Here is a 12,540-nt window from a genome sequence, read left to right on the forward strand (position 1 = left end):
TACAAATGCTCTCAATGCAGTAACTAAAAAAGACATTATTGGCTGGTTCACTCACTGCTGTTACTATATTGCACCCAACTGAGAACCGCTATAGAATGCGTTTCTTTCTTAACAAACGTAACAGTAACTCTTGACAAATCGGCTCTGGTTCATCAATTAAAGCTTGCAACTGTCCTCTGATAGCTCCTAAAAGCGGCGACTTACCTTCAGTTACCCGAAATTCTTCTTCTAACAGCACAGGTAACATCAAATGTTTGCAGAGTTGTTGGTCTTCAGCCTCAGCCATTGCCCACCCAGCGATTCGACACGCTAAACTGGTTTTACCTACACCCCCTTCGCCGCCAATTACTAGGCAGCTACGTTGTTTCTCGAAAGTTGAGCGCAAATTCTCATTCATTAGTTGGGGAACTGTTGTACCATCCAAAACAACGGGAATGGGAATGTAACAGGCGCGACTGCTAACTGTATCCTTTTTGGGAAATTGTTCGCGGGCTGCTTTGATATATTTAGCTACCCACGCATCTAATACTCTGGGATGGTAATGAAACCAGCCAACAAATAGCACATATCGCAGAGGTACATTGACGCTGATAAATGGGAGAGAAAAATCTGTGTAAGGTTTGAGGGCGTTGTTAATTTTCAACAACCATAAAGGGGCTAATCGCAAGAGAATTAACCACACGGAAGGTAATAAGATCAGGTAGGCGGCAATTCCCAAGAGTAATTTATGCCCAAATAGCCATTCTAGAACTCTATCAAAGAGGCGAGTTTCTTTTTCTGCTTTCAGGGCATTCAGAGGGCGACGTATCAGCCTACTGTCCGTCTCAGTAAATTTATCTTTGTGTTCTTGGATAGTTGTCAATACCTGCTCAAAGTCTGAGATGACTTTCTGCAACTTTGAGCTAGGTAAAGCATTTGCTTTATCCTGAAAGCCTGCCGCTATTCCTCCTAAACCTTTGATAGCACCTAAACGCACGTAAAACTGGTTATCATTCAACAGGGTAATTAAATTAGGGACAGCCGATACTGCTTCTGTACCCATTGCACCCAGGGCGTAGGCAGAATTGTAACGTACAGCGGGGTTATTATCTTTTAGGGCAGCGGTTAATACTGGGACAGCTACTTTCGCTTCTACACCAATTTTTCTGAGTGCAGAAGGAACATAAATACGAACGAATTGCTCCTTGTCTTGTAATGCCGCCATTAACGATGGAACTGCTGCTTTGGCTGCTGTACCAATATTTCCTAAAGCTAAGGTGGCGTACAGCCGGACTTGTCCATCCTCATCGTGCAATGCCGCACTTAAGGCAGAAACGGCTGGTGCTGCTTCTGCACCCAAATCTCCTAAAACCGAAGCGGCGTGCCAACGAAGATTAATATCCTGATTTTTCAACGCCTCAATCAGAGACGGTACTGCTGGCGAACCGATACTAACTAAGGCATCTGCGGCAATGCTACTGATGTGGGCATCGTTATCTATTAGCTTCTGAATCAGGGGAGCAATTTTGCTGTCAGTAGTGATTTGCGCCCAACTATTGCTTGTGCATAGTAGGAACAGCATCATGCATAAGACAACCACCTTGAGCGCACTAAGTAATACTTGTCTGGTGTGCTTTGTCATTGAATCGGATTGAATCACCCGATGAACAACTCCAGTCAGAGAAACTATACCTAGATTGTAATCTAACTGTCAATGCAGGTTAGCGATGTCTACGACGGGCTACGCCTACGAACTGCTTTGTCCCCGCTTTGCTCAAGCTTGGTTAGCATTGGGATTTAAACGCATCATGATTCTTTCCGGTTCTGTCAAATTTTTAAATCCGTAACAGCGGTAAAGTCCATGAGCATCTTTTGTGCCTAACATCCACCTTGACGAAACACCTTGGTACAAGAAAGGTAAATATCGATGGTTATAGGTAGCGATTACAAAATACAATTGCGGTTTACCACATCGGTAGTCGTCACCAGGAAGGTGAATGCTTACAGAATTTGTGGGATGGTTAATTACCAATCAATAATTGCTTTTGATGTAGCAATGCTGTTAAAATTTAGATAAGAATATTAATTATATAAAGCTAAAAAAATATGTACATCCAAATTAAACCAGAACTAGAGCAATTTATTCAGGCACAGCTTGCAAGTGGTAGATTTACTAATGCAAATGATGTCATCAATGAAGCCTTTAAACTGCTACAAGAAAGAGAGCAGCGCATTGAAGAATTACGGCATAAAATTTCTGTAGGAACTGAACAAATTGCTAAGGGACAAGTAACTGACGGCGAAGTTGTATTTGCCAGATTACAAGAAAAAATTCGTCTAATTGCTGAGGAGTCCTCTGAATGAGTAATTATTCACTTTCAGATGCAGCAATTCGAGATTTAGATGAAATTTGTGAATATATTGCTCGGAGTAACCCAAAAGCAGCTAGTAAGCTTTTTGATGACATTCGCTCCAAATGTAAATTAGTAGCGAGTTTCCCCAATATGGGAAAAAGTTATGGAAGACTTGTACCAAATCTGCGCGGTTTTGTTGTGGATGATTACATTATATTTTACTATCCAAGAGAAGACGGAATTAGTATTACTCGTGTTGCCAGTGGTTATCGAGATTTAGAATCTTTGTTCGTAGATTAATAATTAAGCTGTAACTATATTTTTGGTCTAGTACTTATCGCCTTATTCAGGGACATAAAACTAACTTAGTACAATACAAATACGATACAAGAAAATTGTAGGTTGGGTGGAGGCTTTGCGTAACCCAACATCCTGATATAATATGTTGGGTTGCGCTCCGCTTCACCCAACCTACGTCTAATGAACTATTTTGCGTAGACAGTCCACTACGTGCATTTCAAAAATCAAATACTAGTCCTATAGTATTTCAAAATGCTTCAATTATGGAACTAGCATGAAAATTCACATATTAAGTGATTTGCATCTTGAATTTCAACCCTTTAATACTCCTGATATAAATTCTGATATTGTTGTTTTAGCTGGAGATATTAATTTAAGAGAGAGAGGAATTAAATGGGCAATTCAAAATATTCCCAATAAACCAGTAATATATGTATTAGGTAATCATGAATACTATGGAAGTGCTTATCCAAGGCTTGTTGAGAAGCTGAAAAATTATTCATTAGGAACTAATGTTCATGTTCTAGAGAATGATTTAGTTACTATTGAGGGAGTAAATTTTTTAGGTTGTACTTTATGGACTGATTTTAAACTGTTTGGTGAGCCACGTATGGCAGGTGTAGAAGCTAGTCAAGTCATGAACGATTATAAGAAAATTAGATTAAGTCCTCAATACTCAAAGTTAAAAAGTATTGACACAGCCCTAATTTGTCAAAAATCAGTTAATTGGTTAAAAAATACATTATCTGGCTTATCTGGTAAAAATGTAATTATTAGCCATCATGCTCCTAGTGCAAAGTCTATACCTTTTCAATATCAAGAAGATATTTTAAGTGCTGCTTATGCTTCAAATCTTGATACTTTAGTTGAGGAGTCTGGAGCATTATTATGGATTCATGGCCACATCACAATCAATTAGATTATCAAATCGGTTTGACTCGCGTTATTTGTAATCCGCGTGGTTATCCAGATGAACCAAATAATTACTTTAATCCAGGATTATTCGTGGAGATTTAATAAATATAGCAATCCAATTTGATTTTTATTAAAATCTAAGTGTAACCTCCAGATAACGCTGCAACATCTCTAAGTCACTGTTACCAGTAATTATCCATAAAAGTAACCGAAGAACCAAAAATAATAATAACTATACGTGAGTTCCACAGACCTCTCCCTGCCTTGAACTAAAGTTCAAGTCTGTCCCTCTCCGAGTCGGAGAGGGACAGGTTTTGCGTAGTAAAATCAGGGAGAGGTCTTTTGGGTGGACATGAGATGACCAGTCGAACTCATGTTAACTATAATTCATTCTTGCGGTCAGCGAGTTGCAACCTAAGATGATGAAATTACTGAACCATTAGCTGGATAACAAAGGCTATATTCAGTATTCAAGGATATGGGTGCATTTACCATTGATTATGAATCAGTCTACAACAAAATCTTGGCAAGAAGTCCTCGCTGCTTTTAAAAAAATCTGGGGTTATGAAGATTTTCGTCCACCACAGGGAGAAATTGTCAGTAGTTTATTATCACAAAAAGATGCGCTGATTATTATGCCTACAGGTGGTGGAAAGTCGATTTGTTTTCAACTTCCTGCACTCCTACAAACAGGATTAACTTTGGTAGTTTCGCCTCTAGTGGCGTTGATGGAAAACCAAGTACAGGAACTACGAGAAAGCCACCAAAAAGCAGCACTTTTGCATAGTGAATTATCTTCATCTCAACGTCGTGCAACTCTGCAAGCTTTAGAACATCAACAGCTAAGATTACTATATTTGTCGCCAGAAACTTTACTAAGTTCGCCAGTGTGGGAAAGATTATGCGACCCGCAATTGCAAATTAATGGTTTGATTTTAGATGAAGCTCATTGTTTAGTGCAGTGGGGTGATACTTTTCGCCCAGCTTATCGCAGATTAGGGGCGGTGCGTCCGGCATTGCTAAAATCAAAACCACCAGGAACAAAAATTAGTATCGCCGCTTTTACTGCTACTGCTGACCCCTCAGCCCAAAAAATTATTCAAACAGTTTTACAATTACAGCAACCAGAGATTTTCCGCTTGAATCCTTACCGTTCTAACTTGCATCCCAGCATTCGCATTGCTTGGACACCACGAGGTAGGAAACAACAATTATTAAAGTTTATTCAAAATAGACCGCAACAATCGGGATTAGTTTATGTTCGCACTCGGAGAGATAGTGAAGATTTAGCTCAATGGTTAACAGAGATGGGTTACGCCACAGCTAGTTATCATGCGGGATTGGGTGCAACAGAACGCCGTGAAGTAGAAGCAAGCTGGTTAAGTGGTAAAATCCCCTTTGTTGTGTGTACCTGTGCGTTTGGTATGGGGATAAATAAAAGCGACGTTCGCTGGGTTGCCCACTTTCACGCCCCACATCTGCTATCTGAATATGTGCAAGAAATTGGCCGGGCTGGAAGGGATGGGAAACCAGCCGAAGCGTTGACATTGGTAAGTGAACCTACGGGGTGGTTAGATGCAGGGGATAAGCAAAGACAGGAGTTTTTTCAAGAACAAATGCGATCGCAACAACAAATAGCGCAGCAACTTGTGAAAAAATTACCAAAACAGGGAGAAGTGAATGCAGTAACTCGACAATTTCCCGAAGGTGCGACGGCACTGGCTTTACTCCACAGCAGTGGTCAGTTAAACTGGCTTGACCCTTTTCATTACACCATTGGGCAAAAAGCTGGAAATCAGCCACCGACGCAGTTACACGCCGCCAAACAGATGCAGCAATATCTGACTACAAAGCAGTGTCGTTGGCAATTTTTGTTAAACGCCTTTGGTTTTGACAAAGAAGCAGCTAACTGGCGTTGCGGACATTGCGATAATTGCTGTTAACTAACAGTCCGTTTCATCGGAATTTCTATCCAGAACTCACAGCCCTTACCAGCTTCCGAAACACACTTGATATTACCACCGTGTTTTTCGACAATAATTTGGTAGCTAATAGATAACCCCAAACCAGTGCCTTGTCCAGGTTGTTTGGTGGTAAAGAAAGGTTCAAAAATGCGCGATCGCATCCTCTCTGGAATCCCACAACCATTGTCAGCAATCCAAATCAGAATCGTATTTTCTTCTATGACTTCTGTACGAATCCAAATTTTGGGATTTTGAATTATTTTTCCACTAGTTGCTGAGTTTTCTAGTGCATCGATCGCATTGTTGAGAATATTCATAAATACCTGATTTATCTGGGCTGCATAGCAGACTACTGGGGGTAATTCAGCATATTGTTTAACTACCTCAATTGCAAAAGAATTAGTCTCTGGTTGCAGTCGATGTTGTAAAATTAGCAAAGTACTGTCGATGCCTTCATGGATATCTACTGGCTTCATTCCTGTTTCGTCAAGTCGAGAAAAGCTTCGTAACGACAAGACTAATTGAGAAATTCGATCTGCCCCTATCTTCATTGAAGTCAGAATTTTAGGGAAGTCATCACTAATGAAATCTAAATCTAATGCTGCTATTTGCTTTTGAATTTCTCCTGTTGTTTTGGGATACTGTTTTTGATAAAGGCGTAGTAATTTCAATAAATTTTCCGCATGTTCTGTAACATAAGTGATATTGCCATAAATAAAACTAATCGGGTTATTAATTTCATGTGCTACACCAGCAACTAACTGTCCTAAGCCTGCCATTTTCTCACTTTGAATTAACTGGCTTTGAGTGTGCTGTAATTCTTTAAGAGTCTGTGTGATTTCTTCTTTTTGACGTTGAGTTTGTTCGAGTAATTCGGCTTGCTGAAGTCCTACTCCTAACTGAGTACCAATTTGCATCAGCAAATCTACTTCATCTTCTTGCCAATCACGGGGTTTGATATTTTGATAAGCTGCTAGTAACCCCCAAAGTTTCTCACCCTGAAAAATTGGCACAATCATATATGCCCTAGCCTCCATTAGCTCGATTAGGGCAAGATAAGGAATAGAATCATCGGTACTATAAATATCCTTAATAACAAGAGTTTTACTATTAGCAAAATCTCCGCCTTGGATTTCTTGCAAGTAATTACTGGCGTAAGCGTAGTCCGTCGTAGACATCGCTGATACAATTTCTTTTACTGCTGTCCAACCTTGGGCTAAAGACTCAGCAACAAATTCCCCACTCCAATCAGCCGCGAATCGATAGATTGTCACTCGATCGACTTCCAATAGCCGCCGGACTTCTTCTGTACTGGTAGCAAAGATGGTGTCAATATCAAGAGACTGGCGAATTTTCTCCACCGTTGTGGCTAAAGCCTTTTCCCTTTGGGCTGCTTTCCGTTCTCGTTCGGCGGCTTTAGCCAGTTTTTGGGCTTGCACCTGCATGTGTTTCAAGGACTCAGCTTGCTGTAATGCTACCCCCAATTGAACGCCAACTTGTGCTAGCAAATTGATTTCTTCATCTTGCCAATAACGGGGCTGGGAATTTTGATAAGCTACTAGCAATCCCCACAGCTTTTCGCCCTGAGAAATTGGGACAAAAACTTCATTACGTGCATACTTACCTGCTTTCGTCCCCTGTACAAGAATGCGTTCGGTTACAGGTTGCGGCTTAACCACTGGTGTCCAGCCATCAACAATAGAATCAGCCACAAATTCGCCACTCCAATCAGGATAGAAGCGATAAATTGCGACTCGTTCCACTTCCAATAGCCGACGGACTTCTTGAGTAGTAGTTTTAAAGATGGCTTCAATATCAAGAGACTGACGAATTTTTTCTACGGTGTTGGCCAGCGCCCTTTGCCTTTCAGCAGCTTTGCTAATCTCTGCGGCTTGAATCTGCATTTGTTGGATAAATTCTGCTTGCTGCAAAGCTACACCTAATTGAGTGCCCACTTGGGTAAGCAAGTAAACTTCATCTTTTTGCCAATTACGGCTTGTAGCATTCTGATACACTGCTAGCAGCCCCCAGAGCTTTTGACCGTGGTAAATGGCAATAATTACATAAGCTCTGGCTTGATATATCTCTAAGATTTTAATGTAGCAGTTGCTAAAGCCTGAATTGTAAATATCATTACAAACACGGTAAACTTCACATCTACTAAAACTACCACCCTCTGTATCTTGTAAATAGGTATCAGCAACAGGGGGTTTAGATAAATCTTTAGCGCTACATTCACTGACGTTTTCTTTCAATTCCGGTCGCTGCGATTGTTCGTGGATGAGAGAAATCCAACCCTTTGCCACTGATTCAAACACAAATTCACCACTCCAATCGGGATTAAAGCGGTAGATGGCGACGCGATCGGCATTTAGCAGTTGCCTAAGTTCTGCGGTGGTTGTGTGGAAAATGCTTTCTAAGTCTAGGAACTGACGAATTTTCTCAATGGTTATGGCTATGGTTTTCTGCCATTCGGCTGCTTTTTCTCTGGCTTTTGCTTGTGCTAGTTCTGACGATTGTAGTTTTACTTGTTCTAGGTAATCTGCTTGCTGCAAGGCAACTCCGAGATGTTCGGCGATTAATTGCACAAACTCAATTTCTGAGTCTTCCCATTGCCGAGGACTACTACACTGATGAATACACAACAAGCCCCATAAATCTTTACCTTTCATCAAGGGGGCAGTTATATTGCCACGTACTTGGAATCTTTCCAAAATCTGGATGTAGCATTCACTGGCATTAACCTGATAAATATCAGCTATTGCTTTAATTCGACCTTGCTGATACAGTCCTGCGAACTCCTCACTAAAGCAGTGGTCACGGAGTTTGGCTGCTAGTGCCGAACCCCATTCTGTTCCCACATCTTCATAGATAAATTCCCCTTCCCATGCCAACTCAGGATAAAAACGAAATACGGCAACCCGATCACTTTTTAAAAGCTGACGTACTTCAGTGACCGTAATTTTGAAGATGGTTTCTATGTCTAGAGATTCCCGAATATGGGCAATAACTCCAGACAAGGCTTTTTGTTGCTCATTCTGACGGAGAGAGAATGTCACATCTGAATGAGATTCTTGCTGTTCTGAATTTGGTTCTATGGGTTGAGTAGTAGAGGAGTTTTCCATTCCCAGTGGGACTTTAAATATTGAAAGTCTTCTATCTCATGATTCCCGTTGCGATCGCAAAGGTAACAGTTATTTCTTGGGAATGTCAGAAAAAACAATATAGGGACATGATAGTATCATATCCCTACAAAAAGATTTTTCAACCACAAAGGAATTATCGCCGCTTAGGAGGGGCGCTGCGGGTGGTCTGTTTCTCTTCATCTCGGCGACGGCGATCGCGCCAATCTGCCAGGGTTAAATAACCAATACCACCAGTGACGACTACGAGTAGCAGTACAGCTACTATTGCTAAAATACTCAAAAATGGACTTTCCACAATGCCTCTACAGTCCGTTACGTCCCCACACTACCATTGCAATTGACCAAGTGAACACAACTAACAACGATACCCAACCTAGTGTCAAAATCTCCATAGTCCCACTTTTCAAATAATTACAAAAGGTTTCCTAATACTTATCATACAGGGATTGGGCAGGCTCAGATTTTTTTATCCAATGACATTGGAACTTAGGCGATCCCACCCCAAGCAGACACTATCTTTTATTGATACCATACTACTTTACGTAATTATAAAGACGAATGTAAAAAAGTAGCGATCGCGCTTTTTAAATTGATAATTTGGGAATACTAGGGCAATGGGTATATATTTCAAACCTCGCAACCCTTAGTATCATGCCGACATTTTTCAACAATTATTTCCAAACTAACGATTTTATTCCCCACGGACATTGTTATCTCTGGCAAACTGGATTAGTTTGGCTGCACATTATTTCTGATGCCGCGATCGCTCTTGCCTATTATTCAATTCCTTTCCTATTAATTTACTTTATTTCCAAACGCAAAGACGTTCCTTTTAATGGAGTATTTCTATTATTTGGTGCTTTTATCATTGCCTGCGGTACTGGACACTTGATGGAAATTTGGACGCTTTGGCATCCAGATTATTGGATTGCAGGTGCTTTAAAAGCTCTAACCGCCATTATCTCAATATATACGGCATTTGCGTTAATTGATCTCATGCCTCAAGCCCTGGCGCTACCTAGCCCTGCCCAATTAGAAGCGATCAATCGAGTGCTTTCGACTGAAATTGTCGAACGCAAGCGCATTGAGAAAGAACTACGCCTTGCAGAAGAAGTCGCTCAAAACTCCAGCCAAGCTAAGAGTGAATTTCTTGCAAATATGAGTCATGAATTACGCACACCCCTTAACGGTATCCTTGGCTATACTCAAATTCTCCAACGCACAGAATCTTTAAGTGAAAAAGGACGTAAAGGAGTCGGCATTATTTATCAATGTGGTTCTCATCTTTTAACCCTAATTAATGATGTCCTGGATCTCTCCAAGATAGAAGCTCGAAAACTGGAACTGCACCCTGTTGATTTCTTCTTACCTTCCTTTATAGATAGTGTGACTGAAATTTGCCGCATCCGAGCAGAACAAAAGGTCATCGCCTTTGATGTCCAACTCGATCCTAATTTGCCAACGGGTATTCATGGTGATGAAAAACGCTTACGACAAGTATTGATTAACTTACTTAGTAATGCCATTAAATTCACTAATCAAGGTAATGTCACTTTCAAGGTTAAAGTGATTGAGCAAGAATTAAATACTAATGAAAAAACTAACTACAAAATTCGCTTTGAGGTGATAGATACCGGCACGGGTATAATCCCCGAACAAGCCGAGAAAATCTTCCAGCCCTTTGAGCAAGTTGGAAATCAGAAACGACAATCGGAAGGTACAGGTTTGGGATTAGCAATCAGCCAAAAAATTGTTTTGTTGATGGGTGGTCAAATTCAGGTGCAAAGTGAACTTGGTAAGGGTAGTACTTTCTGGTTTGAAGCAAAATTCTCAGAATCTAAAGACTGGGCAAAGGTTTCGAGAATAGTTGAGCAGGGAACTATTATTGGTTATCAGGGACAACGCCGCACCATTTTGATTGCAGATGACAAATGGGAAAATCGATCGGTAATTGTCAATTTATTAGAGCCAGTTGGGTTTATTGTTGTAGAGGCTAGTCATGGTCAGGAAGCTTGGGAACAGGCTATAGCACACAAACCAGACTTGATTATCACTGACCTAGTGATGCCTATATTGGATGGATTTGAATTTATTAGTCGTTTGCGTAAATCTGACAAGTTTAAAGATATTACTGTCATTGCTTCATCCGCAAGTGTGTTTGCAGCCGACCAATATAAGAGCATTGATTTAGGTGCAGATGCCTTTCTACCAAAGCCCGTAGAAGCTGAAGCACTATTAGAAATGCTACGGCAATCTTTGCAACTGGAATGGATTTTTGATGGTAAGGTAGACGCAATTAAAAAAAACTATGCGGGTGATTTGGATCAAAAAAATGAGATAATTTCTCCCGCCGATGAGATTTTACAACAGTTACTCGAACTCATTCAAGACGGTGATATTCAAAAAGTTTTGGAACTAGCTGAACAACTTTCCGCCTCTGATGAAAAATTAAATATTTTTGCTCAACATCTGAGCCAGCTTGCTAGTAATTTCCAACTCAAACGCTTGGAAACTTTTGTTGAACAATACATCAATTAATTTGAGTTGAATTTTACTTTTAAATGGATCATGAACAAGAAGCAAAATACTGGATTTATTTTGATTGTGGATGATAATCCAACAAATTTATCTGTCCTGTGTGAAGCGCTCAATAGTGAGGGTTTTCGTTTCCGTGTTGCAGTCGATGGAGAAAGTGCGATCGCTCAAGCCGAACGCAATCAACCAGAGTTGATTTTGCTGGATGTACAAATGCCAGGTATTGACGGATTTGAAACTTGTCGTCGCCTCAAAGCCAATCCTCTCACCCAAAACATTCCAATTATTTTCACCACTGCCTTAGCAGATACAGAGAGCAAAACGAAGGGATTTTCCCTTGGTGCAGTAGACTATATCCCGAAACCCTTTGCACAAGAGGAAGTTATTGCTAGAGTGCGCGTGCATTTACAACTCAAACAATTGAATGAATCTTTAGAACAACAAGTTAGCGATCGCACCAGGGCTTTGCAACAAGCCCAAGTTCAATTAGTGCAGCAAGAGAAACTATCAACACTTGGAGAGTTGATCGCTGGGATTGGCCATGAAATCAATAACCCCGTCAACTTTATTTCTAGCAATATTCCACCTTTACAAGAATATATTGCCGGAGTAACTGAGTTGCTTCTACTGTATGAACAAGAGTATCCCAACCCAACGACTAAAATTACTACTGCTATTGAGAAGTTGGATCTGAATTTCGTTCTCGAAGATATGGTAAAAATCTTAAACTCACTCCAGATAGGAAGCGAACGAATTCAAAATCTTTCTAATTCACTCCGCAACTTCTGTCGCTCAGATAGTGATACAAAAATCTCTGCTGATTTGCACCAAGGATTAGATAGTACACTCATGATTTTGCAACACCGCCTGAAAGCTAATGGCGATCGTCCCCGGATTGAAGTTATTAAAAATTATGGAGTATTACCACATATACACTGCTATTTAGGACAGATGAATCAAGTATTTATGAATATTCTGGCAAATGCAGTTGATGCCCTTGATGACGCTATCATACAAGGCAAAATCAGTAATCTAATTCCTCAGATTAAAATTACAACAGAAATAGATTCGGAACAATTGGTTATAATTCGGATTGCTGATAATGGGATTGGTGTTCCTGAACGGCTGAAAAAACGCTTATTTGAGCCGTTATTTACCACAAAAACTGTTGGTAAAGGTACTGGACTTGGTTTGTCAATTGCTTATGAAATAGTCGTAGAAAAACACAGCGGTGTATTAGAAGTGAATTCTCAACCAGGTGGGGGAACCGAATTTATCATCAAAATCCCCGATGAGAGCATTTAATTAATTACAATTATTTGAGTAAGTTTATTGAAGCAGTGAAGG

Annotated in this window: 12 protein-coding genes; 8 read left to right on the forward strand and 4 right to left on the reverse strand. The window is 40.4% G+C overall.

What is annotated here, in order from left to right:
* Window positions 1-88: 88 nt before the first annotated feature.
* On the reverse strand, window positions 89-1,639 hold the full coding sequence (locus V7L31_RS04215) for a HEAT repeat domain-containing protein (RefSeq protein WP_334695089.1): 1,551 nt from the start codon (window positions 1,637-1,639) through the stop codon (window positions 89-91).
* Between the two features lie 267 nt (window positions 1,640-1,906).
* Here V7L31_RS04215 and V7L31_RS04220 point away from each other — a divergent pair, with 267 nt between their 5' ends.
* The 6 genes from V7L31_RS04220 (at window position 1,907) to V7L31_RS04245 (ending at window position 5,491) form a co-directional block, all read left to right on the forward strand.
* A complete protein-coding gene (locus V7L31_RS04220) occupies window positions 1,907-2,056 on the forward strand; it encodes a hypothetical protein (protein WP_334695090.1) in 150 nt (49 codons plus the stop codon).
* Between the two features lie 29 nt (window positions 2,057-2,085).
* On the forward strand, window positions 2,086-2,343 hold the full coding sequence (locus tag V7L31_RS04225; RefSeq protein WP_334695091.1) for a type II toxin-antitoxin system ParD family antitoxin: 258 nt from the start codon (window positions 2,086-2,088) through the stop codon (window positions 2,341-2,343).
* The gene (locus V7L31_RS04230) at window positions 2,340-2,633 is read left to right on the forward strand and encodes a type II toxin-antitoxin system RelE/ParE family toxin (protein ID WP_334695092.1); all 294 of its coding nucleotides are present in this window, start codon (window positions 2,340-2,342) and stop codon (window positions 2,631-2,633) included. Before V7L31_RS04225 ends, V7L31_RS04230 begins: the two co-directional genes overlap by 4 nt.
* A 274-nt stretch (window positions 2,634-2,907) precedes the next feature.
* Window positions 2,908-3,552, forward strand: a complete 645-nt coding sequence (locus tag V7L31_RS04235) for a metallophosphoesterase (protein WP_334695093.1) — start codon at window positions 2,908-2,910, stop codon at window positions 3,550-3,552.
* On the forward strand, window positions 3,522-3,650 hold the full coding sequence (locus tag V7L31_RS04240; RefSeq protein ID WP_334695094.1) for a hypothetical protein: 129 nt from the start codon (window positions 3,522-3,524) through the stop codon (window positions 3,648-3,650). The genes V7L31_RS04235 and V7L31_RS04240 overlap by 31 nt, the downstream gene beginning before the upstream one ends.
* Before the next feature lie 398 nt (window positions 3,651-4,048).
* Window positions 4,049-5,491 (forward strand): RecQ family ATP-dependent DNA helicase, encoded by a 1,443-nt coding sequence (locus V7L31_RS04245; RefSeq protein WP_334695095.1) that lies wholly within the window; start codon window positions 4,049-4,051, stop codon window positions 5,489-5,491.
* On the opposite strand, the gene V7L31_RS04250 is transcribed toward V7L31_RS04245, so the two are convergent.
* The 3 genes from V7L31_RS04250 to petN form a co-directional block, all read right to left on the reverse strand.
* Window positions 5,488-8,637 (reverse strand): GAF domain-containing sensor histidine kinase, encoded by a 3,150-nt coding sequence (locus V7L31_RS04250; RefSeq protein WP_334695096.1) that lies wholly within the window; start codon window positions 8,635-8,637, stop codon window positions 5,488-5,490. The genes V7L31_RS04245 and V7L31_RS04250 overlap by 4 nt on opposite strands.
* Window positions 8,638-8,791: 154 nt before the next feature.
* Window positions 8,792-8,953, reverse strand: coding sequence for a hypothetical protein (locus V7L31_RS04255; protein ID WP_334695097.1), 162 nt, complete (start codon window positions 8,951-8,953; stop codon window positions 8,792-8,794).
* Between the two features lie 7 nt (window positions 8,954-8,960).
* Entirely contained in the window at window positions 8,961-9,050 is a 90-nt protein-coding gene (gene petN, locus V7L31_RS04260; RefSeq protein ID WP_012408302.1) for a cytochrome b6-f complex subunit PetN, read from the reverse strand.
* A gap of 259 nt (window positions 9,051-9,309) precedes the next feature.
* On the opposite strand from petN, the gene V7L31_RS04265 reads away from it, so the two are divergent.
* Both V7L31_RS04265 and V7L31_RS04270 read left to right on the forward strand, forming a co-directional pair.
* Window positions 9,310-11,196 (forward strand): ATP-binding protein, encoded by a 1,887-nt coding sequence (locus tag V7L31_RS04265; RefSeq protein ID WP_334695098.1) that lies wholly within the window; start codon window positions 9,310-9,312, stop codon window positions 11,194-11,196.
* Window positions 11,197-11,226: 30 nt separating this feature from the next.
* Window positions 11,227-12,498, forward strand: a complete 1,272-nt coding sequence (locus V7L31_RS04270) for a hybrid sensor histidine kinase/response regulator (RefSeq protein ID WP_334695099.1) — start codon at window positions 11,227-11,229, stop codon at window positions 12,496-12,498.
* Window positions 12,499-12,540 lie beyond the last annotated feature (42 nt).

The sequence above is a fragment of the Nostoc sp. genome, from assembly GCF_036916655.1.
Lineage (GTDB): Bacteria > Cyanobacteriota > Cyanobacteriia > Cyanobacteriales > Nostocaceae > Nostoc.

What these genes read in the sequence shown, in the direction of transcription:
- V7L31_RS04230 (WP_334695092.1), top strand. Translation starts at nt 2,340, where the DNA reads ATGAGTAATTATTCACTTTCAGATGCAGCAATTCGAGATTTAGATGAA.
- petN (WP_012408302.1), bottom strand. Translation starts at nt 9,050, where the DNA reads ATGGAGATTTTGACACTAGGTTGGGTATCGTTGTTAGTTGTGTTCACT.
- V7L31_RS04240 (WP_334695094.1), top strand. Translation starts at nt 3,522, where the DNA reads ATGGATTCATGGCCACATCACAATCAATTAGATTATCAAATCGGTTTG.
- V7L31_RS04270 (WP_334695099.1), top strand. Translation starts at nt 11,227, where the DNA reads ATGAACAAGAAGCAAAATACTGGATTTATTTTGATTGTGGATGATAAT.
- V7L31_RS04220 (WP_334695090.1), top strand. Translation starts at nt 1,907, where the DNA reads ATGGTTATAGGTAGCGATTACAAAATACAATTGCGGTTTACCACATCG.
- V7L31_RS04225 (WP_334695091.1), top strand. Translation starts at nt 2,086, where the DNA reads ATGTACATCCAAATTAAACCAGAACTAGAGCAATTTATTCAGGCACAG.
- V7L31_RS04245 (WP_334695095.1), top strand. Translation starts at nt 4,049, where the DNA reads ATGAATCAGTCTACAACAAAATCTTGGCAAGAAGTCCTCGCTGCTTTT.
- V7L31_RS04250 (WP_334695096.1), bottom strand. Translation starts at nt 8,637, where the DNA reads ATGGAAAACTCCTCTACTACTCAACCCATAGAACCAAATTCAGAACAG.
- V7L31_RS04265 (WP_334695098.1), top strand. Translation starts at nt 9,310, where the DNA reads ATGCCGACATTTTTCAACAATTATTTCCAAACTAACGATTTTATTCCC.
- V7L31_RS04235 (WP_334695093.1), top strand. Translation starts at nt 2,908, where the DNA reads ATGAAAATTCACATATTAAGTGATTTGCATCTTGAATTTCAACCCTTT.